Raw genomic sequence first — 23,590 nt, forward strand, 5'->3', positions numbered from 1 at the left:
CCAGGTTGCTCAGCGACTGCGTTTAGCGTGACGCTCCCAGTTTTCCTGTTTTGCCTGCGCGGTTTTACGTAATGCGACATAACATGCCCCGCTGCCGCCGTGATGCGGCAAAGCGGTGCAGTAGGCCTGTACGTCATCAAATTCCGTCAGCCAACGCGCCACATAGCTGCGCACAATATTGGCATGGGAGTTATCATCACGCCCCTTGCCGTGTATCACCAGCACGTTACGTAACCCATCTTGCTGCGCCTGCAGTATAAAACTGAATAACATCTGACGGCATGTTTCTACAGGCTGACGGATGAGATTAAGGCTCGCCTGCTGCGGGTATTTTCCGCTTCGCAGTTTGTCAGTCACGCCGTGCTGCAAACCTTCGCGACGAAACTCCAGCGGTTCGCTCAACGGGACAATATCGAGAAACCCCGTCGAGAGAAAGTTATCCAGTTGCAACATATCTATACGCGCTGGAGTGCGGATATTGCGCGTTGGCTGCCAGTGTACATCGGCGCAGCCCTTCAGCGGTTGAACATCCCCCATAGCATCAAGAAACAGCGAAGCATCATCAAGGTTCATGTTTCATCCTCCAGCGAATTACGACGAACGTTATCATAACCGCGCACTATTATACCGACAACGGTTTACGATTATTTCCAGTAATTCATTCGCTTCACTCCGCTGAGAAGACCTACTCACGACATGCCGATCTCCGTTTTTAGGGGTATAGCTGCGACGGTCACTGGCGTGATAATGTGTAACCTCGCCTGAACGCTGTAATGAGATATATGGATGCTTAACTTACTGGAAGACACCATCGACACGCCGCTGGGCCCGCTGTGGGTTATTTGTGATGAGCAATTTCGCCTGCGCGCGGTGGAATGGGATCAGCACCGCGATCGTATGGAACAATTGCTGGATATTCATTACCGCGCGCAAGGTTATCAGCGCATTGCAAACAAAAACCCCGGCGGATTAAGCGATAAGCTTTCGGAGTATTTTGCCGGGAACCTCAGCATTATTGACACGCTGGAAACGGCAACCGCTGGCACGCCTTTCCAGCGTGAAGTCTGGCAAGCATTACGCACTATCCCCTGTGGGCAGGTCATGCACTATGGTCAGTTGGCCGAACAGTTGGGACGCCCCGGCGCTGCAAGAGCCGTCGGTGCAGCTAATGGCTCCAATCCAGTAAGCATTGTGGTCCCCTGTCATCGTGTCATCGGACGTAACGGCACCATGACCGGATATGCCGGTGGCGTACAACGAAAAGAGTGGTTATTGCGCCACGAAGGTTATTTGCTACTCTAGATTCCAGGCAATTAATGCCTTATTCATCACACTTCCGCATAATGCGACCCCAAATTAAGTGTGGTTAATCAAGCAGATACAAACATTCACTCCAGTTATGCCTGAATTATTCTCTATTGGGAGTAGCTCAGGCTTACGTGCTCACCAAAAAGATGTTAAAATTGACAAATATCAATTACGGCTTGAGCAGACCTATGATCCCGGAAAAGCGAATTATACGGCGCATTCAGTCTGGCGGTTGTGCTATCCATTGCCAGGATTGCAGCATCAGCCAGCTTTGCATCCCGTTCACACTTAACGAGCATGAGCTTGACCAGCTCGATAACATCATCGAGCGCAAAAAGCCTATCCAAAAGGGGCAGACGCTCTTTAAAGCAGGTGATGAGCTTAAATCACTCTATGCTATCCGCTCCGGAACGATTAAAAGCTATACCATTACCGAACAAGGCGATGAGCAGATTACTGGCTTCCATCTGGCGGGCGATCTGGTCGGTTTTGACGCGATTGGCAGCGGACATCACCCGAGCTTTGCCCAGGCGCTGGAAACCTCAATGGTATGCGAAATTCCTTTCGAAACCCTTGATGACCTGTCCGGCAAAATGCCAAATCTGCGTCAGCAGATGATGCGTCTGATGAGTGGCGAAATCAAAGGCGACCAGGACATGATCCTGCTGTTGTCGAAGAAAAATGCAGAAGAGCGCCTGGCGGCCTTTATCTACAATTTGTCTCGTCGCTTTGCCCAGCGTGGATTCTCGCCTCGTGAATTCCGCCTGACCATGACCCGTGGCGACATCGGTAACTACCTCGGTCTGACGGTCGAAACCATCAGCCGCCTGCTGGGTCGTTTCCAGAAAAGCGGTATGCTGGCAGTGAAAGGTAAATACATCACTATTGAGAATAGCGACGCGTTGGCAGTTCTTGCTGGCCACACGCGTAACGTTGCGTAATCTTTCCGCAAGCATCTCTGTTATCCTTCTGTCAAATCGCTAAATTTTCCCGATTTATTGATCTGGCAGGAGGTTATCCCCTGTTTCAATCCACATTATTGGGTTACTCTTTTAATTACAAACTGCAGTGACAGTTGTAAGGAGACCCTGTATGGCTATGTATAAAAATATGCTGGTCGTCATCGACCCGAACCAGGACGATCAACCAGCATTACGGCGAGCTGTTTATTTGCATCAACGGATTGGTGGCAAAATTAAAGCCTTTTTGCCGATCTATGACTTTTCCTACGAGATGACTACCCTGCTGTCGCCCGATGAGCGTACGGCAATGCGTCAGGGGGTCATCAGTCAGCGAACAGCATGGATCCGTGAACAAGCGAAATACTATATCGAAGCAGGGATCCCCCTTGAAATTAAAGTGGTATGGCACAACCGTCCCTTTGAAGCCATCATCCAGGAAGTCATTAGCGCTCAGCATGACCTGGTCCTCAAGATGGCGCACCAACACGACCGCCTCGAAGCCGTAATTTTCACCCCCACCGACTGGCATTTATTGCGGAAATGCCCAAGTCCGGTATGGATGGTCAAAGACCAGCCGTGGCCTGAAGGTGGCAAAGCGCTGGTTGCGGTTAACCTCGCCAGTGAAGAGCCTTATCACAATGCGCTTAATGAAAAACTGGTCAAAGAAACGCTCCAACTGGCAGAACAGGTTAACCATACTGAAGTGCATTTAGTTGGCGCCTATCCTGTTACGCCAATCAACATCGCAATTGAACTGCCTGAATTTGACCCCAGCGTTTATAACGATGCGATCCGTGGACAGCATCTGCTGGCCATGAAGGCGTTACGCCAGAAATTCAGTATCGATGAGAAAGTGACGCACGTTGAAAAAGGATTGCCTGAAGAGGTCATTCCCGATTTAGCCGAGCACTTGCAGGCGGGTATTGTGGTACTGGGGACCGTTGGTCGTACCGGGATTTCTGCCGCGTTTCTCGGTAACACCGCGGAACAGGTTATCGATCATCTACGCTGCGACCTGCTGGTCATCAAGCCGGATGAATATCAGACGCCCGTTGAACTGGACGACGAAGAAGACGATTAACCGCTCAACTCAATGCCGGATGGCGACCTCATCCGGCATAACAAACGTTTAGTGCTGTTCCTCGCCGCCGAGGAAATAGATACCCAGCGGGATAGCCAACAGAATCGTAAATACCATACTGTAGACACAAATCATCGCAGATTGAATGGCGTACATTGAAGCGGTCCAGTCGGATAGCGGAATGTCATACTGTTCAATAACGCCACCGATCGTCGCTCGCGTCACGACCGACGCTGCGATAATAAACACCCCAAGCAAGCACAACAGAAACTTCCGTCCCTTCGCTGTCTTCAGCTTAGCCATGATCATAGTACTGTCCTTTTGCAGATGAAAACCTTGTTACTTTGCGCTAACAATACCATGACATCAACTGACTGTCTGCTACATAAACTGCTCACAAAGGTGATGCCTGCGCTATTTCCCGGAAAATAGCGCTAATTGCATTATATATCTCTCCTGATGATTAATGATCTGACCGCCTGAACTGAGTAAAATATTCGATGATGAGGATGTCAGATGATATTTAACTACCACGGAGCTACCTGGAAGAATCATGATCGCTGAACTGTTTATAAATAATGCGTTTAATTTGACGGTAATTCTCAGCAGCTGCGCAGCGCTGGTCCTGATGAGCGTCTGGTATCATCGTGGAGAGCGGCGCTGTAAAGGATTCATATTTCACGCAGCGCAATTTTTTGTCTATGCCATTATCATCGGGACGTTTGGCAGTATTGCTAATAACGTTATCGAAAGCTACAGCCTGAAATTTATTTCCCCCAGCGTGGTCGACTTTATCTGCACCTCGTTGATTGCGCTAATCCTGACTATCAAACTTTTTCTGGTGATTAATCAGTTTGAAAAGACGCAGATCAATAAAGGCAGAGATATCACCAGCGCGAGGATCCTGTCGCGAATTATCAAGATCACCATCATCGTTGCCATCATTTTGCTGTATGGCGAGCATTTCGGCATGAGCTTATCCGGCCTGTTAACCTTTGGCGGCATCGGCGGTATCGCTGTCGGTATGGCGGGCAAAGACATTCTGAGCAACTTTTTCTCAGGAATTATGCTCTATTTTGACAGACCGTTTAGCATCGGCGACTGGATCCGTTCTCCAGACCGCAATATTGAAGGCACGGTTACGGAAATCGGCTGGCGAATGACCAAAATAAACACCTTCGATCATCGTCCGTTGTATGTCCCAAACTCGATTTTCTCCTCCATCAGCGTAGAAAATCCAGGCAGGATGACGAACCGCCGCATCAAAACGGTGATCGGGTTACGATATGAAGATGCCGATAAAGTCGCTGCTGTTGTCGAATCGGTCAGACAAATGCTGCAAAATCATCCGGGAATAGACCAGAAACAAACCCTGCTGGTTTATTTCAATGAATTTGCCGATTCATCGCTGAATATCATGGTGTATTGCTTCACGAAAACCACCGTCTGGAAGGAATGGCTCGCGGTACAGCAAGACGTTTATTTGAAAATTATTTCGATTGTCCAGTCAAACGGCGCCGACTTTGCTTTCCCCAGCCAGACACTGTATATGGATAATCCTGAAGCATCGTCCTCGACACACTAACAAAAGAAAAGACGCGGAAATCCGCGTCTTTATTTGTATTTATTTCAATGAAGCAATATCAATTACAAAGCGGTATTTGACATCGCTTTTCAACATCCGTTGCCAGGCATGGTTAATATCTTGAATATTGATCACTTCAACATCGGCTGTAATACCGTGCTGGCCGCAGAAATCCAGCATCTCCTGGGTTTCAGCAATACCGCCGATAACCGATCCCGCTACAGACCGTCGTCCGAGGATTAACGGTACCGAGTTCACGAAGGGATCCAATGCCCCCAGATAACCCACCAGCACCAGCGTACCGCTTAGCGCCAGCGTTGGAATATACGGATTCAGGTCATGTACATACGGGACAGTATCAATAATCAGATCAAACTGATTCGCTGAGGCTTTCATCTGCTCGCTGTCAGTCGAAAGTACAACATGGCGGGCCCCCAGACGCCGGGCATCGGCTTCTTTACCCGGCGAGCGCGTAAACAGCGTGACTTCAGCACCCAGCGCATTAGCCAGTTTGATCGCCATATGCCCAAGGCCTCCCAGCCCGACAACCGCGACTTTACTCCCCTCCCCAACCTGCCAGTGACGCAGCGGCGACCAGGTGGTGATCCCGGCACATAGCAGCGGTGCGGCACCGCGTAAATCGATCCCTTCAGGAACCTTCACAACAAACTTTTCAGTCACGACAATCTTGTCAGAATAACCGCCGAAAGTGGGTAAACCGTCGTGACGATCGGTATCGTTATACGTCAGCGTGTTGCCTTCTTCGCAATACTGCTCTAATCCCTGTTCACAGGCGCTACAATGTTGACATGAATCGACCATACAGCCGACCCCGGCGAGATCGCCCACTTTAAATTTCGTTACCGACTTACCAACATGTATCACGCGGCCAATGATTTCATGGCCTGGTACCATCGGATATTTAGCGCCACCCCAATCGTTGTAGGCGTTATGGATATCCGAGTGGCAAACACCGCTGTATAAGATGTCGATAACCACATCATCTTCACGCGGATCGCGACGAACAAAACTGTGTGGGACTAAATCTTCTTTCGCCGCCAGCGCGGCATAACCCTTCACGTTCATGACCATGTAGATTTCCTCAGGGATTGGGTATTACCAGAACCAGCATAGTTCAGGGCAACAGGTTGTACTCAGCGTCGCTCACCGGTTCCAGCCACTCATTCGATGCGCCAGGCGCCGGGATTTCAACCGCGATATGGGCAAACCAGCTGTCACGCGCGGCGCCGTGCCAATGTTTCATGCCTGCCGGGATGTGTACGACGTCACCGGTTTTCAGCTCACGCGCCGGTTGATTCCATGCCTGATACCAGCCTCTTCCACCAGTCACCAGCAATATTTGTCCCCCTTGATGATGGATATGCCAGAAGTTACGGCAACCCGGCTCAAATGCTACGTTGCCAATTACCACACCTTCCTTGGAGAGCATGGTCAGATAGCTGTCGCCAGTGAAATACTTCGCATACGCTTCATTTTTCTCCCCTCGCGGAAAGACGCTGTTGCCATCAAATTGGTGATTCATAATCTCCGCATCAACGCTGGATACGGTATTCAGTTGATTTTGCATTTCGACTCTCCAAAACGGTGGCGGCATGCGCCACCGGATGCTGAAAACTATAAAAATTATAGAGACTCGACAGGCTGGTGATTAGAGGTGGAAAGAAGGACAAACTTATGAATCATACTCATTAATAATAAGCGTACGATTTATCTCCTGGCGCTTGCGTTAAGCTCTACGCCACAATTTCAATCAGGTTACCGTCCGGATCGCGTATCACCGCTTCGTAATAGCCATCACCTGTGGTGCGTGGGCCAGAAACTAATACACCCTGTTCTTTTGCACGCATCGCCATAGCATCAACATTTTCGCTACCGCCAACGGAAATGGCGAGATGCACCCACCCTGAGGTGTTATTGTCCGGAGTATGTTTTGTCAGCCCGGGCTTAGTCATTAACTCAATCGCGATATCTTCACCCATTCTGACAAAATAGGATTCAAATCCAGGATTGGTTTTACTGCAGTATTTTTCGTTGATCCTTGCGTCAAAAAACGTAACCCAGAACTGAGCTTGCTGCTCGAGATCCAATGTCCATAACGCGATATGCGCAACCTTCATAGCTGACCTCTACTTGCTGTAACCAAAAAAATAGGTTCCCCACAGGGATGTTGACATCGCGAACCATAATGCACGATCATGCTTGTTGTTGCTCGATTTTTATTTTCTCTGGAGTGTTTATGCTCGATTACGCAGCGTTCCCGGAACAACGCCAGGCGCTTATCTATCAGATCCTGCAGGAAAACGGCAGAGTCATCTGTTCCGAACTTGCCAGCAGGTTAGGTGTTTCTGAACATACAATCCGCCGTGATCTGCATGAACTGAGTAAAGATGGCGTGTGCAAAAAGGTCTATGGCGGCGCGGTCATTGCACTCCCTGAGTCCGAAGACATCACCGTGCGCAAGAATATTAATGTGGCGAAAAAGAGCAACATCGCGCAGAGATGTGCCCGGTTGGTCAAATCGGGAAGCTGCATTTTTATTGACACCGGCAGTACCAACCTGGCGATGGCAGAAGCCCTGCCCGCCGAGCTGGCGTTAACCGTAGTGACAAACTCACCGGAGATTGCTGCCGCTTTGCTAAAAAAGCCGTTGTTTGAGGTCATTATGCTGGGCGGCGCGGTACAGCGATCTTCGGGAGGGTGTGTGGGCGCCCCGGCCATCTCACAGGTGCAGGGTATTTTATTCGATCAGGGATTTATTGGCGGCTGCGCGATGTCGCCCGAGTCCGGATTAACGGGATTTGATTACGCGGATTGTGAGTTCAAAAAAGCGGTGATCAAGCAGTGTAATGAAACTATCGTCGCGCTGACGGCGGAGAAAATCCCGGCAGTTGCCCGTTATGTCGTCACTGAAAGCAGCAATATTGATGTAATTGTCGTCGAGGAAAATATCAGCAAAGAGTATGCCACGGCTTTCCAGGCGCACGACATCCGGATTTATACCGTGTAGCGGCGGCGCTACGTCCCTTTCAATATGGCCGTATGGCTCATCGAAATCTCACTGTGCTGAACGACGCCCCTGGCGTCAGCGCGGTGATTGATGACAGACAATCCAGACGAATTTTTTGCTCATTTTCATGCAGCTCCACCAGCAGAAATTCTTCTTTATCGGCGGTGGTACAGGTTGTCAGCGCTTTGGCATCAAAACATGTGCTATCCGTTAACTCAATGCGCAACAAATAGTGGTACATACAGGCGATTTCCAGATAATCATGAAGATCGCAATCTATCGGATGATACTTTTCCATTGCTTTCATAACCCCACCTTCGTCACAGGCAGTTATTGAGAGGAGAAGTGAGCAGAATGCGCATTTTGGCGTGCGATGGCCCGAAAAGCCTGCACAGCGCCGCTATTCTCGATCTTTCGGCTGATCAGCATCAGATTGGCCGACAGTTCCGGGGCATCCAGCGGAAGATACACCAGGCCCGGAATAGAAATATTCAGTAGCGGCTCCGGCACCAGCGCCAACCCTTGACCTGCTGCCGCTAGGGTGAGGACGCTCAGGGTGCTGGAGGTACGATGCGCGGTCTGGGGCGCGCGGCCCAGTATTCGGGTGAGCGCAGTATAAAGCGGTTCATCCGCGCTGTGGCTATCGTAAAAAATGATCGGCTCATCCGCCAGCATATCCACCGTCAGATAAGGCCGTTCGGCCAGCGGATGATCATCGGAGATAGCCACCAGACGCTTCCAGACACCGACCGTCTCAGATAACAGTCCCGGGGCGTGGAGGAGACTGTGTTCCGGCGTATAACCAATATCGAGCTGACCGGAGAGGATAGCGTCCGCCTGCAACAACGGCGCCACTTCACGCGCTACCAGTTCAACATCCGGGTAGGCTTTGCGAAACGCCCGCATATCTTTTGTCAATTTACCGCTGAAAACGGCATTTCCGGCAAAACCGACGCGCACCCGACCGCTTTCGCCGCGTATCGAGCGCTGCACCACCAGTCGGGCGTTATCCGCCTGATCCAGCGTACGTTGTGCCTCCACCTGCAACAGTCGCCCGGCTTCAGTCAGTACCACTTTCCGGCTGGTGCGCATAAACAGTGGACCGCCAAGTTCCTCTTCCAGCGCCTTGATCTGCATACTGAGTGCAGGCGGTACAATATTTAACCGCTCGGCGGCGCGACCAAAATGGCCCTCCTCCGCGACGGCGAGAAAATAGCGCAGGTGACGCAGCTCCATACACACCCTCATCATTCATTTAAACTGAATAATTGGTCAGTTTGATATACTGGATTTTATCTTTAATCGCGATCAAACTGAAGTTCCTCTTTAATCATGAGCTGACACGCTATGCATACTTATCACGACGATCGTCAACAAATTACCGACCTGATTACGGGATGGATCCACCGCGATCTCGGCGAGTGGGAGCAACTCCGCGATCTGTTCCACTCGGATGGCACCATTGAGATCACCTGGTTTGAAGGTTTGGCCAGCGACTTTGTCGACGGCTCAATGCGCATGGGCGCATCAGACGCGCGTACCAAACATCTGATCGGCACGCCTGTCGTCACCTTCAATACCGACGGAACCAAAGCGATTGTCGAAACGAACGCGATGATCATCGCTGAAAACGTGAAGCTGAATGTCGGCTGCAACACCCACAACCGCTTTTACGACATGGCGGAAAAACGCAACGGCGTCTGGAAACTGTTCCACCGTCAGAGCATTTACGACATGGGTGGCTTCACTTTCCCGCTCGGCGTGGTCGATATCGATCAAGAGACGGTAGCAAAGTATCCGCGCGAATACGCCGCGCTGGCTTATCTGCTGGATAAAAGCGGCTTCCCGGTTAACCGCGTCTTCGCAACCCGCGGTAGCGACCTTGAGAAGCAAATGAAGGAAGCGGGTCAGCGCTGGCTGGCGGCCTGAAACTAAACATCGACAGCGGTTACGATCTGAAAGCGTATCAGTACGCGCCCAACGTGCTGATTTCCAAAAAACTGTGGCTGGGACATCTCTATATTCTGGCGATAAACGGAAAAGCCTGGGGCAAGCTATCCCCGGAAGACCAGGCGGCGATCCTGCGCGCAGCGCAAACTGCGTATCAGTCCCTGGGTGCGGTGATGGACCAAAGCTTTAACACCCAGATAGACGATTTGCGTAACGTCGGCGCCACGGTGCGCATCCTGAAACCGCAAGAAGTTGCGCAATGGCAAACCACCACCCGCTACCGGGATGCGCAGGCGAAGTGGGTCAAAGAACAGGAAGCAAAAGGCGTCAACGATGCAGGTACCGTGATGAAAGAGGTTAACGCCATCATGGATGAGACCATGCAGAAAAACGCACGCCACAACGAATAAGCAGCCTGTCGATTTACATCTGAAACGATATAATTACAAAAAAAAATCAATCTTAAAGCTGCTCATGCACCGGGCGTACGAGCTTAAAGCACTCGACGCCTTTGTAGACGCACTCCTCATAAATCCGATAGCCCAGACGTTCCGCAACGCGAATTGACGCCGTATTATGCCGCACAATAAGGCAAACCGTTTTGGCCGGCGCAAAGGCCTCCACAAACCAGCGATGTGCGGCTTCAGCGGCCTCCTTCGCTATGCCATTGCCCTGCGCATGACGGGAAATAACCCAGGAAGCCTCCGGACACTGATCAAAGCTTTCATCGACACCGCGATGAAAATTAGCCAGCCCTGTTTCCCCAACAAATGCACCATCAGACTTTTGAAAAATGGCAAATATGCCATAGCCAAACGCCGACCAGTGCCCAATATTTCGTAATAAACGATTCCACCCCTCTTCTGGCGTAAAGCCGGGAGAGTTTGTGAGATGGAATATCTCAGGATCGGCATACATGGGATACCATACCGCGAAATCCGTGATGGTCTGAGGACGCAAAATGAATCGCTCGGTGACGATTTTGGCGGAGTCGCCATTGCGTGAGTTCGTCCCGCTTTTAGGCTGTATATTCATAATTCAGTTGATGAGTCATTTTCAGCGTCGAGAACTGCTTATACGTTAATTTTTTTGAGAGGCGCTTAAACTGGCTGAACTCGTCAGATGCTTTGAAATTTTTAGCCAGTTCATTAGCCAGTGCCCTTAACTGTTTTTCGTTTATGAATATACCTTCATTTGATGCTGGGTTGAATCTTTCAAAATCAGGCAATTATACAAATTAGTGTACAGTCCCCTCGCCTACCAAAGTAAGGCGGCACTTCTTTATCCATAATGGATAATCTGAGGGCTCTGGTGCTTTCAGCAACATTCCAGGTTTTACGCCAGTGCTTCTCATATTCCCTGAAACTTAGCACCTTTCTTATCTCCTGCAGTGTCTGCTGCTTTTTAATCGCTGGAGAAATACCAGTGCCGATGAGTTTTTGGCCTCCCTCAGTTTTTCCCACGCTTTAGCCTGGTATACGTCAGCAATACCATCAGAAAAGTGGCGTGTGATGGTCAGAAAGAGAGACTGGCGCGGTAAGCCGCGCCAGCTCTGGGTTTATCCGTGGTTACCTTGCGTTAACAGGAGGCCAGTACCGATTAGTGCTTCACAATATACATTGTGCGACTGTATGCGACATCTTCAGGGTTAGTAATCGGATATCCTTTCAACCACGGTTTAATTAAACGCCCGTTGGTATACTGATAAATCGGCGCAATAGGTGCCTGTTCCATCAGAATTTTCTCCGCGGCATTATAATCGACATTGCGCGCTTTCTGCGTATTCTCCAGAGTAGCCTGGGTCAACACTTTGTCGTAAGCAGGATTATTAAAGCGGGAGATATTACCCGTATGGGTCGAGGTTAATAGCGACAGGAATGTAGATGGCTCATTGTAATCACCTACCCAGGAAGCGCGGATCACATCAAAATTACCGGTATTACGGCTATCGATGTAGGTTTTCCACTCCTGGTTTTGCAGTTTTACGTCAACGCCGAGATTTTTCTTCCACATCGACGCGACAGCAATAGCGATCTTCTGATGGTTTTCAGAGGTGTTGTACAGCAGCGTCAGTTTAAGCGGTTTCTGTGGACCATAGCCCGCCGCACGCAGCAGCGTTTTCGCCTGCGCATTCAGTTCTTCCTGACTCATTTGCTCAAACGGTGAAGGTTCCGGCACAAATCCTGCCGTGACATCCGGCGTAAAATGCCATGCGGGCTTTTCACCGGTTCCCAGAACTTTCTCCGCCATCAGACGACGATCGATAGTCATGCTAAGCGCCAGACGCACGCGTGAATCTGCCGTCGGTCCCTTCTGGGTATTGAAGGCATAATAGTAAGTACCAAGCTGCGGCGGGGTGTAAACCTGGCCCGGGATATCCTTCAACAATTTCTGATACATGTTTTTCGGGAAGGACTCGGTAATATCGATATCACCAGCAAGGTAGCGCTTGGTTGCTGCCGATTCCTGGTTAATTGGCAGGAAGGTCACTTTTTGCAGCACCGTTTTGGCGTTGTCCCAATAATGCGTATTCGGCACAACTTCCAGTTTTTCGTTGACGACGCGATCTTTGAGCACATAGGCGCCGTTACCGATCAGGTTGCCCGGTTTGGTCCACTCTTTACCGCTCTCAACGTTAGCTTTTTGTACCGGATAAAACGCGAAACTCGCCGTCAGATTGGCAAACCAGGGCAGCGGTTTATCCAGTTGGACTTTTAATGTACGCGCATCAACCGCGCTAACGCCGAGCTTATCCGGAGAGGCTTTCCCATCGATGATCGCCTGCGCGTTGCTAATTCCCGCCAGCGCAGCAAACCAGGCAAACGGCGACAGCGTTTTCGGATCAACCAGACGCTGCCAGCTATAGACAAAATCCTGGGCCGTTACCGGCGTACCATCGGCCCATTGCGCATTGTCACGCAGCGTAAAGGTCCAGATACGGTTATCGTTGCTTTTCCATTGGGTGGCGACGCCGGGCACAATCTCGCCCTTCTCATTCTGGTTGACCAGCCCTTCAAATAAATCACGAATAACCTGAATTTCAGGAAGCCCGACGGCCTTTGCCGGATCCAGCGACGCAGGTTCGTCTTTGATATGACGCACCAGTTCTTGCTTTTCTGCCAGTACCGTTCCGCTGGGAACATCAGCAGCCCAGGATAATGAAATGCTGCTTACCAACAGCGCACAACAGGTTACTGAAACAGAATGCTGCATAAAATACCCTCAATTCCGGCTACTAAGTGAATGTGTAATTATTTGTATCGCCAGCAGGAAATGCAATTAACTTCCGACAAGAAAGTGATATTACACCTGAAAAGATAAGTGTGTGAAAACGATTTGATTATCCATACATTTTGCACAACACTGCGAGTAATAACCCATGCATTCAGAGATGACTATGACCGTTACCCGCCCCCGTGCCGAGCGCGGCGCATTTCCACCTGGGACCGAACATTACGGACGTTCATTGTTAGGCGCGCCGTTAATCTGGTTTCCCGCATTGGCAGCCGATCGTGAAAGCGGCCTGATACTGGCAGGAACGCACGGCGACGAAAACGCATCGGTCGTCACTCTCTCCTGCGCATTGCGTACGCTTAACCCTTCCTTGCGTCGTCACCATGTGGTGCTGGCCGTTAACCCTGACGGTTGCCAGCTCGGACTACGCGCAAATGCCAACGGCGTGGATCTAAACCGTAACTTTCCCGCCGCAAACTGGAAAGCGGGCGAAACGGTGTATCGCTGGAACAGCAGCGCAGAAGAACGCGATGTGGTGTTGCTGACCGGCGAAAGTCCGGGCTCAGAACCGGAAACCCAGGCGCTATGCCAACTTATTCACCGAATTCATCCGGCGTGGGTAGTCTCTTTTCACGATCCGCTGGCCTGTATTGAAGATCCCAGGCGCAGCGAATTAGGCGCGTGGCTGGCGCAGTCGTTTGAATTGCCCCTCGTTACCAGCGTAGGTTATGAAACGCCCGGCTCTTTTGGAAGCTGGTGCGCAGATCTGAACTTACACTGCATAACCGCCGAATTCCCCCCCATTTCATCAGATGAAGCGAGCGAGAAATACCTGCTGGCCATGTCCAATCTCCTGCGCTGGCACCCTAGAGATGAAGGTGTCCGGTCGTAAAATGCAGTGCCGGCTCCGCGTCGCTGGCAAGCCAGGTAGGACCATCAAGATCGGCAAAGCTAACCTGCGGCGTAAGGGGTAACGCCGCGCCGATCGCCCGGGAGGTGCACAGCATACAGCCCAGCATGAGCGCAAATCCCTGCTCGCGAGCTTCGTTTGCCAGCGCCAGCGCTTCCGTCAGGCCGCCTGTTTTATCCAGTTTGATATTCACCATTTCATAGCGCCCGTGCAGCGCTTTCAGGCTGCTGCGGGTATGACAGCTTTCATCCGCGCAGATCGGCAGCGGATGCACAAAATTCTCCAGCGCGGCATCGTCCTGCGCCGGCAGCGGCTGCTCCAGCATCGCCACACCTAAATCAGCCAGGAGCTGACAGCGTGCCGCCAGGCCTTCTGCCCGCCAGGATTCATTGGCGTCGACAATAATCGTGGCATCAGGGACCGCGGCACGGATAGCGACCATCCGTTCGCTGATTAATCGCGCATCCAGTTTAACCTTTAATAGTTTCGCGCCATTTTCCCACAACGCAGCCGCGCTCGCCGCCATTTGTTCCGGCGAGCCAATCACCACGGTTTGCGCCGTCGTTACCACTTCCGCCAGTTCACTTCCCACCAATTCCGCCAACGGCTGCTGCTGTTGGCGCGCACTCAGATCCCACAACGCGCAGTCCACGGCATTACGCGCAGCCCCCGCTGGCAGCAGCTTTTGCAGCTCTTCACGGGTCAGTCCGTTTTCCAGTTGTGGCGCAATGCTCATAATTTGCGCCAGCACAGAAGCATCGCTTTCACCGTAGCGCGGGTACGGTGTGCACTCTCCAACGCCTGTGACGCCATTTTCTGTCAATTCGACGACAACCACGTGCGCTTCGGTTCTGCTCCCACGGGCGATAACAAAGGGAGTGTGCAGCGGCCAGGCTTCCTCATACACCTTAACTGTTCTCATCTGTTTTCCTTAATGCAGTACCTGAAGCGGATATCCGCAAATAGCGTTTGCCGTGTTAACTACTGATGGCATAAACTAGCCCTGACGTTAACTATATGTAAACAGGAAGATAACCATGTCACAAACCGTTCATTTCCAGGGCAACCCGGTAGCCGTTGCCGGCTCTATTCCTCAGGCTGGAAGCAAAGCTCAGGCTTTTACCCTTGTGGCTAAAGACCTGTCTGACGTTACGCTGGGCCAGTTCGCAGGCAAGCGCAAAGTGCTGAATATTTTCCCAAGCATCGATACCGGCGTTTGCGCGGCATCGGTACGTAAGTTTAACCAACTGGCGACAGAAATCGACAATACCGTCGTACTGTGCATTTCGGCCGACCTGCCATTCGCCCACTCTCGTTTTTGCGGCGCGGAAGGTCTGAGCAACGTTATAACGCTGTCCACCCTGCGCAACGCAGAATTCCTGAAAAACTACGGTGTTGAAATCGCTGAAGGCCCGCTGAAAGGCCTGGCCGCACGTGCCGTGGTCGTTATCGATGAAAATGACAACGTTGTTTTCAGCCAACTGGTCAATGAAATCACCAACGAACCAGACTACACAGCGGCGCTGGACGTACTGAAAGCGTAAGCTGCGTCTGCATACAAAAATGCCTCCGAATGGAGGCATTTTAATTTACGGCATTACTCTTCGCTTTTTTTCTGTTGGCTCAAACCATACTCTCGCAATTTGTTGGCAATCGCGGTATGCGAAACGCCGAGGCGCTTGGCCAGTTTGCGCGTACTGGGATAATTCATATAAAGCTGCGTCAGCACTGATCGTTCAAAGCGGCTGGTAATTTCATCCAACGACCCTTCCATCACCTCTTCTCCGACCGCAACCGTTGCCGCATCGTAATCTGGCAGTAAGATATCCTGCGGCCGCAGCTCATAACCTTCAAGCTGGGTCAGTGCCCGGTAGATGGCATTTTTAAGCTGACGCACGTTACCCGGCCAGCCGTAACGGGTTAACACCGTGCTGAGGTCAGCGGACAGCTTCGGACGTGGCACGCCCTGCTCATCGGCGAAGCGCGCCACAAACAGTTCGGTAAGCGGCATAATATCCTGCGGGCAATCGCGCAGCGGCGGCAGGTTTAACGTCAGTACATTCAGACGATAATAGAGGTCTTCACGGAAAAGTCCTTTTTGTACCAGCTCAACAAGATTCTTTTGCGTCGCGCAAATCACGCGGACATCAACGTTAACCTCGTGATCTTCTCCCACCCGACGGAACGTGCCGTCATTGAGAAAACGCAGCAATTTGGTCTGCATTCGCGGCGACATTTCGCCAATTTCATCTAACAGAACCGAACCGCCATTCGCCTGCTCAAAGAAGCCTTTTTTGCCTTCCGGTGCATGGCCAAACAGTTCACTTTCGACCGCATCTTCAGGAATTGACGCGCAGTTGAGCGCCAGATACGGTTTCGACGCACGCGGACTGGCCAGGTGGCATGCATGAGCAAAGAGATCTTTGCCGGTGCCGGTATTACCGGTAATCAGCAGCGGCGCGCTCAGCGTCGCCAGCTTTCGCGCCTGTTCCACCACGTGTTTCATTTTGGCGCTGACGGCAATAATCTGGCTAAACGCGCTCAGATCCTGGGTCGTCATATTTTGCAGCTGACGTCCCATCCGCAGGGTGGAACGTAGCATGACAACTGCACCGGTCAGCATCTGCTCCTGATTTTCACCCTGCAAATGGACAGGCGTAATTTCCATCAGGAAGTTCTGGCCGTTAATAACGACATGCTCGCTATGAGAATCCTGTGGATTGCTTTCGAGCCAGCGCTGGAAGTTAAACCCGTTGATTAACTGGGCGGCGGTATGATTGCGCATCCGATCCTGAGTGTGCGCGAAAAGCTGACAACTCGCAGGGTTCGCCATCTCGATTTTGCTTTTCATGTCCAGAGAAAGGACCGGTTCTGGCAATGCCTCAAGCAGCGCGCTCAGCGCAAGATGTTCACGCTCGGAGGGCATCCAGGGCACGGTACGCACATCCGTAACCCCTGAGATACGGCGGATTTCAGCCATCAGGCTGCTGAAGTTAGTGAACTCCAGTTCCGCAAAATTGAGGTAAATTCGCCCGATGGGGTCAATCTCGATACCGCGTAAATCAATGCTTCTGAGTACCAATAAATCGAGCAATTCGCGGGTCAGACCAAGTCGGTCTTCACAAAAGACTTCCAAACGCATAGGAACCTTCACCTGGACAAGGGATTATGTGTTAAATGATAAGACAGTATTTCGTTTGCAGGAAGAACTCTGTCAACAAATATTGACAGCTCGTTGGAAAATTGGGCGCCGGGGCGTAAACTTAAACAACTGGCGCCCAATTTTAGTTAACTTTCGCGTGGAGATTTGTTCTTTTGTAAGGTCTCTTTCACCTGACCAATCAATTGACGGCGAAAATCGCCCAGTCGTGGCTTATCGTCATCGATCCACGGCAGCGGTCGGCACAGTTCCATGGCTTTAATGCCCAGTCGCGCCGTTAATAACCCCGCGCCAATGCCCTGTGCGGCACGCGTTGACAAGCGGGCGGCTAAATCCTGCGACATCCAGTCCATTCCCACTTCCCGCACCAGCTCACTGGCCCCGGCAAAAGCGATATTCAGCAGCACCAGTCGGAACAAGCGCAGGCGGCTGTAATAACCAAGTTCAATGCCATAAAGCGATGCAATACGATTGATCAGCCGCAGATTGCGCCAGGCGATAAACGCCATATCCACCAGTGCCAGCGGGCTGACGGCAATCATCAGTGTGGACTCTGCCGCTGAACGGCTAATCTCACGTCGGGCCTGCGCATCCAGCACTGGCTGCACAAGATGGGCATACAGGCTGACCACTTCGCGATCGTTCTGCGTTTCATGAATTGAGGCATACCAGCGCTGTAGCGCCGGATGGGACTGATCGATACCCGCCTGCTGCGCCAGCTTTTCACAAAATGCACGACCTTTTCCGGTTCCATGGCTGTGGAGCAGATCTCGTGCTTCGTCACGCTCGTGCGCGCGCTGGCGCAAGCGCCATAACCGACGCCACTCGGTCGCAACCGATCCAACACCGGCACCAATAATCAATGCGCCAGCGGCACATCCTCCCAGCGCGACCCAGTCCTGAGTCTGCCAGGCGTTCATGGTCCACTGCACGCCCTGCGCGACGACGCTCACGCCAAACAGCGCCAGGCCCCCCATCACCATCTTACGCCACAGACTGCGCTTAGGGCGTAAGGCCGCATCAATGACGGCCTCAGCCTGACCTTCGTCTTCCAGTGGTTCATCCACTTTCGCCGGAGAAAAAGTCTGTGCCTCCGTCTCATTGAACATCTGCTGCGCTTTAAACGCCGCGTTTTGCTCCACCTCCAGCGGACCTGAGAAATCGATACGCGGTTTTAACGGCTCGCTCATCGCAATTTATCTCCTATTAAAAACTCCAGCGCGGCATCAAGACGAATATGCGGTAAGGGTTTATCGACATCCATAACCTGCGGGCGAAACGCCTCAAACTGGAAGCCCTGGCTGTCCCAGAATGCCTGTCCGGGTAAACGCGCGGGTACTTCCCCCGGATAAACGGTTAGCGGTTCGCCATCGCTCAGTCGATTACCACGCAGCGCCGGGATCTTCTCGCCCTTCACATCGATCAAACCGCTGGTGGTTGCCTGTACCGATGCCAGTCCCAGACAATCCATGCTGATACCTTCGAACGCGGCGTTTTGCCAGGCGTCCTGGATCAGCTGCTGCAATAACGACACCATATTGGCGTGCTGATCCACCGTGACGTGATCGGCTTTGGTAGCGGCAAACAGCAGCTTGTCGATCACTGGAGAAAACAGCCGACGAAACAGCGTGCGCTGTCCGTAATGAAAGCTCTGCATCAGTTGGGTGAGCGCCAGACGCATGTCGTTAAACGCCTGTGGCCCGCTGTTGAGCGGTTGCAGGCAGTCGACCAGCACAATCTGGCGGTCAAAGCGCAGGAAGTGATTCTTATAAAATCCCTTGACGACTTTTTCACAGTAATAGTTAAACCTGTCGCGCAGCATGCCCGCGTTGGTGTGTTTGTCTGCCTGGGCCAGCTTCGATTCACCATAAGCATCAACGTCCGGCCACGGGAAGAACTGTAACGCAGGCGCGCCCGCCATATCCCCGGGCAGGACAAAACGGCCCGGCTGAATAAAATGCAGCCCCTGCTGCTTGCACTGATGCAGATACTCCGTCCAGGCGGCAGCGATTTCCGCCAGACGGTTTTCATCAGCAGGCGCCAGCGGATCCAGCCCCTTGCATAACTGACGCCATCTTGCCGACCATTCGCCCCGCTGCCCTTGCAATAACCCGGTCATTTGCCGCGACCAGCTCAGATAATCCTGGGCCAGCATCGGTAAATCGAGCAGCCACTCTCCCGGATAATCGACGATCTCCAGGTACAGCGTGGAGGTGTCTTTAAAATGGCGCAATAAAGAGTCATTGGATTTGTAGCGCAGCGCGAGGCGTATTTCACTCACACCGCGCGTAGGCGTCGGCCAGGTCGGCGGTGAGCCATACAACTGCGCCAGTCCCTCATCATAGGTAAAGCGCGGAATGCCAAAATCGCGTTGTGGAACCCGTTTAACGCCGAGCAAACGCTCTTCGCGCACGCAACTGAGCAACGGCAGACGCGCACCGGCATGAATATTGAGTAACTGGTTTACCATCGCGGTGATAAACGCCGTCTTACCGCTGCGGCTAAGTCCGGTGACAGCCAGGCGCAAATGCCGGTCTACGCCGCGATTAACCAGCGAATTGAGTTCATTTTTAAGTCGCTTCATCGCCATCCCGTTTTGCTGAAGGAACCGAAGAAATTATAACAAACAGGAAGTAAAGATAGGGGTCAATTCTTACTTATCAACTACCTGAGCTGTATCAGGCGGCATTATTCTTACCGCCTGCTGCAGAATGAATGCGGGCGGTTTATTTATTCTCTACTTTAGGAAGCGCTATCTGATTGATGCCACCTTCGTTGGTCACCTGCGTGTAGCCCATTTCAGTCAACATATCCCTGGCCTGCCCCGATTGACGCCCGGAGTTGCAGTACAGCTTCACTGTGTCGTTCTTATCAGGAACTTCAGCTGCGATACGCGTCTTCATCTCTTTCAACGGTATGTTGACGGCCCCCTGAATATGCTGCTGTTGGTACTGTTCAGGAATACGAACATCAATCCAGTGTTCGGCTGCAAAAACCGGCATGCCAATGACCAGTGCCAACACTAATACGCCTTTTTTCAACATAATATCTTCCCGACTGATTGTTGGATTTAACCACCACACTATACGCTTGTTCTTAAGAAAATATTGCGACCACATTATCACCGTCTGCAGGTGCGGACGATTGTTCCTCAGGTGATACATACTGCAGTTAGCCTTTTGATTTTTCTACCCGCATTCCGAGATTGTTGTCATTCGCCAATTAACTCCATAATATGTCCGCCATTGACTCTCGGACGGAGCTTGGGATCTATGTCTCCTACCATTTATGATATTGCACGAGCCGCTGGCGTATCAAAATCCACGGTGTCGCGCGTGCTGAATAAGCAAACCAACATCTCGCCGGAAGCGCTTGAAAAGGTGCTGCGCGCTATTGATGAGTTACAGTATCAGCCTAATAAACTTGCTCGCGCGCTCACCTCTTCCGGGTTTGATGCAATAATGGTGATATCTACCCGTTCAGCAAAAACTACCGCCGGTAATCCGTTTTTCTCTGAAGTACTGCATGCCATTACGGCCAAGGCCGAAGAGGTCGGTTTTGATGTCATATTGCAGACGTCGCGAAGCACCGAAGATGATTTACAAAAATGTGAGAGCAAGATTAAGCAGAAATTGATCAAAGGGATCATTATGCTGAGCTCTCCTGCTGATGAATCATTTTTTGCACGTCTGGATAAATACAATGTCCCGGTTGTGGTTATTGGGAAAGTTGAAGGTGACTACGCCAATGTCTATTCTGTAGACACAGATAACTATCGCGACAGTATTACTCTGACAAATGCGCTGATTGAAAGTGGGCACCGTAATATAGCCTGTTTGCATGCGCCGCTTGACGTTCATGTTTCTATCGATCGCGTGAACGGTTATAAAGCCAGTCTTCAGGCGCATAACATTAATATGCGCGATGAATGGATTATTGACGGTGGCTATACTCATGAAACAGCCCTGCTCGCTTCACGAAAATTACTGAGTCAACAACCGTTACCCGACGCTGTATTTGCTACCGATAGTTTGAAATTAATGAGCTTATATCGCGTGGCGGCTGAGAAGAATATTACTATTCCGCAACAGCTTGCCGTCGTAGGCTACAGTAATGAGCTGTTATCGTTTATGCTGACACCGGTTCCAGGCGGAATTGATGTACCTACCCAGCAGTTGGGCGAGCAAAGCTGTAATTTATTGTTTAACCTGATCGCAGGCGAGAAAGGATTAAAGAATATCACGGTGAGCACACACATATCGCTGGCCGACTCACTGGTGTAAAAACTGGGGCATTAATGCCCCAGTATCTTTTAGAATGCGTAGTTCACGCCTATACCAGCATAATGGAATCTGTCACTTTCGCCTTCGTCGTGATCTTCCCACTCATAGGCATACTCCAGCGACATTGATAAACCGTTCTGGAAATCATATGCATACAGTAAACCGAGACGATTGAAGTCATGGCCTTCACGTGCAGGGTCATCCTGCCAGTCCCAGTTTGACCAGCGATCAAGCCCCAGACGGGTATACGGCGTCAGGGTGGTATTGCCGAAAGACAGCGGCAAATATGCACGAATTTCCTGGGTTGAGAATTCACCATTATTGCGCGAATCAGCCAGATTAAAACCGCGTTCGAGGTAATAGTTAACCGTTAAACCCACCGTTTCGTTAAACGTATAATTCAGACCGGTCTCACTTTCAACGCGGCTATCAGAGTAGCCGGTGGTGCTCAAATCATTAACGAACTGATACATCGCCAGCCAACCGCTAAAGCGCAGATCGTCGGTCAGTTTAACATCCCAGTCCGGCTGAACTTTCCAGCGCTGCATATTGGCGGTGTCTTTTCCGGGTTCATTGACATAGTGATAACCGTAATTACGGAAACCACCGGTCAGGCCGAAATTAACATCCTCGCTTTCCAGAAATTGATAGCGGACTTCCAGTTCTGGGCGATCAAACCAGGTTCCACGTTTCCCCTCGCTGTAATCAACCGGTCCTTCCTGATAATAGGCCAGCGATATTTTCCACGGCCCATTAGACGCATTAAAATAGACGGACGGCTCAGCCAGTCCATCCATATCTTCGCCCTGACCTTCAACATTTTCTATTTCGTACATAGCACCAATATTAAAGTGCCAGTCATTCTTTTCAGCAGCCTGCGCGCAGGCCATTCCTGCGCTCATAATCAGCGCAGTAGCGGACAGTAGGGTTTTCATTATTATTCCTTGTTAAAATACTCGCAAAAATGCCCCAAGGCTTGGGGGATGATTATCCCCCGGAATTTTATTGAATAGCCACTTCAGCTTCAGCATCAAAGAAATGGCATTTCGCCATATCAAAATGAATAGTGATGTTCTCTCCTGCGTGATAATCATTCACTGCCCCAGCACGGACCACTAACTCATGCCCCCCAACAATGGTATAAAGCATAAATTCAGCGCCGGTTAATTCTGCAACGCTAATTTTTGCCGATACACTATTTTCATTATTAAGCTGCGGATGTATATCTTCAGGACGAATTCCCAGCGTGACCGCCTGATGTTCATAACCCTGCGCTTTTAATTGTGCTAATTTATTTTCTGGAATCGTTAATTTCAGTGTTTCTGTGACAAACTTATCACCGTCAATCGCGCCACGAATAAAGTTCATAGCCGGTGAGCCAATAAATCCGGCGACAAACATATTTGCCGGGTGGTTATAAACCGTTTTCGGTGCACCAACTTGCTGAACAATGCCATCCTTCATAATCACAATACGCGTCGCCATCGTCATGGCTTCGGTTTGATCGTGGGTAACATATATCATGGTGGTATTGAGTTTCTGATGCAGTTTGCTGATTTCTGCCCGCATCTGTACGCGAAGTTTGGCATCGAGATTCGATAAGGGTTCATCCATCAGGAAGACCCCTGCCTCACGAACAATCGCACGCCCCAGCGCCACACGTTGACGCTGTCCACCGGATAACGCGCCAGGTTTACGCTGCAGATAATCGCGCAGGCCAAGGATTTGCGCCGCCCAGTTGACACGCTCTTCAATCACGGCAGGGGCAATTTTCTGCATTTTCAGGCCAAACGCCATGTTGTCATAGACTGTCATGTGCGGGTACAACGCGTAGTTCTGAAAAACCATCGCAATGTTGCGCGATTTCGCCGGCACATCGTTCATCCGTTTACCGTCAATCAGCAGATCGCCGCCACTGATCTCCTCCAGACCGGCGATCATGCGCAACGTAGTAGACTTCCCGCAGCCGGAAGGTCCAACAAAAACAATAAACTCTTTGTCTTCGATTTCCAGATTGAAGTCTTTAACGACGTGTACCTGGTTGTCGTAAATTTTTTGAATGTGTTGCAACGAAAGCTGTGCCATGTTG

26 protein-coding genes are annotated in these 23,590 nt (G+C 51.0%); 10 read left to right on the top strand and 16 right to left on the bottom strand.

What is annotated here, in order from left to right:
* Positions 1-9: 9 nt before the first annotated feature.
* Complete coding sequence (smrA, locus tag WHR59_RS12820) at positions 10-573, bottom strand: DNA endonuclease SmrA (protein WP_043016199.1); 564 nt, start codon at positions 571-573, stop codon at positions 10-12.
* A gap of 213 nt (positions 574-786) precedes the next feature.
* Here smrA and ogt point away from each other — a divergent pair, with 213 nt between their 5' ends.
* The 3 genes from ogt (at position 787) to uspE (ending at position 3,351) form a co-directional block, all read left to right on the top strand.
* Positions 787-1,302: a methylated-DNA--[protein]-cysteine S-methyltransferase gene (gene ogt / locus WHR59_RS12825; protein ID WP_043016198.1), complete on the top strand. Its 516-nt coding sequence runs from the start codon at positions 787-789 to the stop codon at positions 1,300-1,302.
* 194 nt (positions 1,303-1,496) lie between these two features.
* Positions 1,497-2,249: a fumarate/nitrate reduction transcriptional regulator Fnr gene (fnr, locus tag WHR59_RS12830; RefSeq protein WP_003020397.1), complete on the top strand. Its 753-nt coding sequence runs from the start codon at positions 1,497-1,499 to the stop codon at positions 2,247-2,249.
* 151 nt (positions 2,250-2,400) lie between these two features.
* On the top strand, positions 2,401-3,351 hold the full coding sequence (uspE, locus tag WHR59_RS12835) for a universal stress protein UspE (protein WP_100194340.1): 951 nt from the start codon (positions 2,401-2,403) through the stop codon (positions 3,349-3,351).
* A gap of 48 nt (positions 3,352-3,399) precedes the next feature.
* On the opposite strand, the gene WHR59_RS12840 is transcribed toward uspE, so the two are convergent.
* A complete protein-coding gene (locus WHR59_RS12840) occupies positions 3,400-3,660 on the bottom strand; it encodes a DUF2534 family protein (RefSeq protein ID WP_003020403.1) in 261 nt (86 codons plus the stop codon).
* Between the two features lie 244 nt (positions 3,661-3,904).
* Between WHR59_RS12840 and WHR59_RS12845 the strand changes: the two genes are divergently transcribed.
* On the top strand, positions 3,905-4,936 hold the full coding sequence (locus WHR59_RS12845; RefSeq protein WP_043016196.1) for a mechanosensitive ion channel family protein: 1,032 nt from the start codon (positions 3,905-3,907) through the stop codon (positions 4,934-4,936).
* Positions 4,937-4,975: 39 nt separating this feature from the next.
* On the opposite strand, the gene WHR59_RS12850 is transcribed toward WHR59_RS12845, so the two are convergent.
* The 3 genes from WHR59_RS12850 to WHR59_RS12860 form a co-directional block, all read right to left on the bottom strand.
* A complete protein-coding gene (locus tag WHR59_RS12850) occupies positions 4,976-6,028 on the bottom strand; it encodes an NAD(P)-dependent alcohol dehydrogenase (RefSeq protein WP_100194339.1) in 1,053 nt (350 codons plus the stop codon).
* A gap of 43 nt (positions 6,029-6,071) precedes the next feature.
* The gene (locus WHR59_RS12855) at positions 6,072-6,479 is read right to left on the bottom strand and encodes a cupin domain-containing protein (protein WP_172626132.1); all 408 of its coding nucleotides are present in this window, start codon (positions 6,477-6,479) and stop codon (positions 6,072-6,074) included.
* A gap of 211 nt (positions 6,480-6,690) precedes the next feature.
* Entirely contained in the window at positions 6,691-7,074 is a 384-nt protein-coding gene (locus WHR59_RS12860; protein WP_043016193.1) for a VOC family protein, read from the bottom strand.
* Between the two features lie 119 nt (positions 7,075-7,193).
* Between WHR59_RS12860 and WHR59_RS12865 the strand changes: the two genes are divergently transcribed.
* Positions 7,194-7,964 (top strand): DeoR/GlpR family DNA-binding transcription regulator, encoded by a 771-nt coding sequence (locus WHR59_RS12865; RefSeq protein ID WP_043016192.1) that lies wholly within the window; start codon positions 7,194-7,196, stop codon positions 7,962-7,964.
* A gap of 37 nt (positions 7,965-8,001) precedes the next feature.
* On the opposite strand, the gene WHR59_RS12870 is transcribed toward WHR59_RS12865, so the two are convergent.
* Positions 8,002-8,271: a Rho-binding antiterminator gene (locus WHR59_RS12870; protein WP_075146233.1), complete on the bottom strand. Its 270-nt coding sequence runs from the start codon at positions 8,269-8,271 to the stop codon at positions 8,002-8,004.
* 23 nt (positions 8,272-8,294) lie between these two features.
* Positions 8,295-9,200 (bottom strand): LysR substrate-binding domain-containing protein, encoded by a 906-nt coding sequence (locus tag WHR59_RS12875; protein WP_338843110.1) that lies wholly within the window; start codon positions 9,198-9,200, stop codon positions 8,295-8,297.
* Between the two features lie 111 nt (positions 9,201-9,311).
* On the opposite strand from WHR59_RS12875, the gene WHR59_RS12880 reads away from it, so the two are divergent.
* Both WHR59_RS12880 and WHR59_RS12885 read left to right on the top strand, forming a co-directional pair.
* Positions 9,312-9,893, top strand: coding sequence for a nuclear transport factor 2 family protein (locus tag WHR59_RS12880; RefSeq protein ID WP_199994744.1), 582 nt, complete (start codon positions 9,312-9,314; stop codon positions 9,891-9,893).
* 53 nt (positions 9,894-9,946) lie between these two features.
* Positions 9,947-10,324 carry a hypothetical protein gene (locus WHR59_RS12885; protein WP_338843112.1) on the top strand — a complete coding sequence of 126 codons (378 nt, stop codon included), beginning with the start codon at positions 9,947-9,949 and terminating at the stop codon, positions 10,322-10,324.
* Between the two features lie 52 nt (positions 10,325-10,376).
* Here WHR59_RS12885 and WHR59_RS12890 read toward each other — a convergent pair whose 3' ends face one another.
* Both WHR59_RS12890 and mppA read right to left on the bottom strand, forming a co-directional pair.
* Positions 10,377-10,949 carry a GNAT family N-acetyltransferase gene (locus WHR59_RS12890; protein WP_199994746.1) on the bottom strand — a complete coding sequence of 191 codons (573 nt, stop codon included), beginning with the start codon at positions 10,947-10,949 and terminating at the stop codon, positions 10,377-10,379.
* 564 nt (positions 10,950-11,513) lie between these two features.
* Positions 11,514-13,127, bottom strand: coding sequence for a murein tripeptide ABC transporter substrate-binding protein MppA (gene mppA, locus WHR59_RS12895; protein WP_043016190.1), 1,614 nt, complete (start codon positions 13,125-13,127; stop codon positions 11,514-11,516).
* A 184-nt stretch (positions 13,128-13,311) separates the two neighbouring features.
* Here mppA and mpaA point away from each other — a divergent pair, with 184 nt between their 5' ends.
* On the top strand, positions 13,312-14,040 hold the full coding sequence (mpaA, locus tag WHR59_RS12900) for a murein tripeptide amidase MpaA (RefSeq protein ID WP_043016189.1): 729 nt from the start codon (positions 13,312-13,314) through the stop codon (positions 14,038-14,040).
* Here the strand turns inward: mpaA and ycjG are convergent.
* A complete protein-coding gene (gene ycjG / locus WHR59_RS12905) occupies positions 14,015-14,980 on the bottom strand; it encodes an L-Ala-D/L-Glu epimerase (RefSeq protein ID WP_200000629.1) in 966 nt (321 codons plus the stop codon). The two genes, mpaA and ycjG, sit on opposite strands and share 26 nt — an antisense overlap.
* 115 nt (positions 14,981-15,095) lie before the next feature.
* Between ycjG and tpx the strand changes: the two genes are divergently transcribed.
* Positions 15,096-15,602: a thiol peroxidase gene (gene tpx / locus WHR59_RS12910; protein WP_003020437.1), complete on the top strand. Its 507-nt coding sequence runs from the start codon at positions 15,096-15,098 to the stop codon at positions 15,600-15,602.
* Between the two features lie 53 nt (positions 15,603-15,655).
* Here the strand turns inward: tpx and tyrR are convergent, their stop codons facing one another.
* The 4 genes from tyrR to pspE form a co-directional block, all read right to left on the bottom strand.
* Positions 15,656-17,200 (bottom strand): transcriptional regulator TyrR, encoded by a 1,545-nt coding sequence (tyrR, locus tag WHR59_RS12915; protein WP_043016187.1) that lies wholly within the window; start codon positions 17,198-17,200, stop codon positions 15,656-15,658.
* Positions 17,201-17,346: 146 nt separating this feature from the next.
* Positions 17,347-18,408 carry a YcjF family protein gene (locus WHR59_RS12920; protein ID WP_087050502.1) on the bottom strand — a complete coding sequence of 354 codons (1,062 nt, stop codon included), beginning with the start codon at positions 18,406-18,408 and terminating at the stop codon, positions 17,347-17,349.
* Positions 18,405-19,802 (bottom strand): YcjX family protein, encoded by a 1,398-nt coding sequence (locus WHR59_RS12925; protein ID WP_338843114.1) that lies wholly within the window; start codon positions 19,800-19,802, stop codon positions 18,405-18,407. Before WHR59_RS12925 ends, WHR59_RS12920 begins: the two co-directional genes overlap by 4 nt.
* A 142-nt stretch (positions 19,803-19,944) precedes the next feature.
* Positions 19,945-20,262, bottom strand: a complete 318-nt coding sequence (gene pspE / locus WHR59_RS12930; RefSeq protein ID WP_075146235.1) for a thiosulfate sulfurtransferase PspE — start codon at positions 20,260-20,262, stop codon at positions 19,945-19,947.
* A gap of 228 nt (positions 20,263-20,490) precedes the next feature.
* Between pspE and WHR59_RS12935 the strand changes: the two genes are divergently transcribed.
* On the top strand, positions 20,491-21,501 hold the full coding sequence (locus WHR59_RS12935; RefSeq protein ID WP_043016184.1) for a LacI family DNA-binding transcriptional regulator: 1,011 nt from the start codon (positions 20,491-20,493) through the stop codon (positions 21,499-21,501).
* Between the two features lie 29 nt (positions 21,502-21,530).
* Here WHR59_RS12935 and WHR59_RS12940 read toward each other — a convergent pair whose 3' ends face one another.
* Both WHR59_RS12940 and WHR59_RS12945 read right to left on the bottom strand, forming a co-directional pair.
* Complete coding sequence (locus tag WHR59_RS12940) at positions 21,531-22,436, bottom strand: OmpG family monomeric porin (RefSeq protein ID WP_047410968.1); 906 nt, start codon at positions 22,434-22,436, stop codon at positions 21,531-21,533.
* Positions 22,437-22,503: 67 nt separating this feature from the next.
* Positions 22,504-23,586, bottom strand: coding sequence for an ABC transporter ATP-binding protein (locus WHR59_RS12945; protein WP_338843116.1), 1,083 nt, complete (start codon positions 23,584-23,586; stop codon positions 22,504-22,506).
* Positions 23,587-23,590 lie beyond the last annotated feature (4 nt).

The sequence above is a fragment of the Citrobacter europaeus genome (assembly GCF_037482245.1).
Taxonomy (GTDB): Bacteria; Pseudomonadota; Gammaproteobacteria; order Enterobacterales; family Enterobacteriaceae; genus Citrobacter; species Citrobacter europaeus.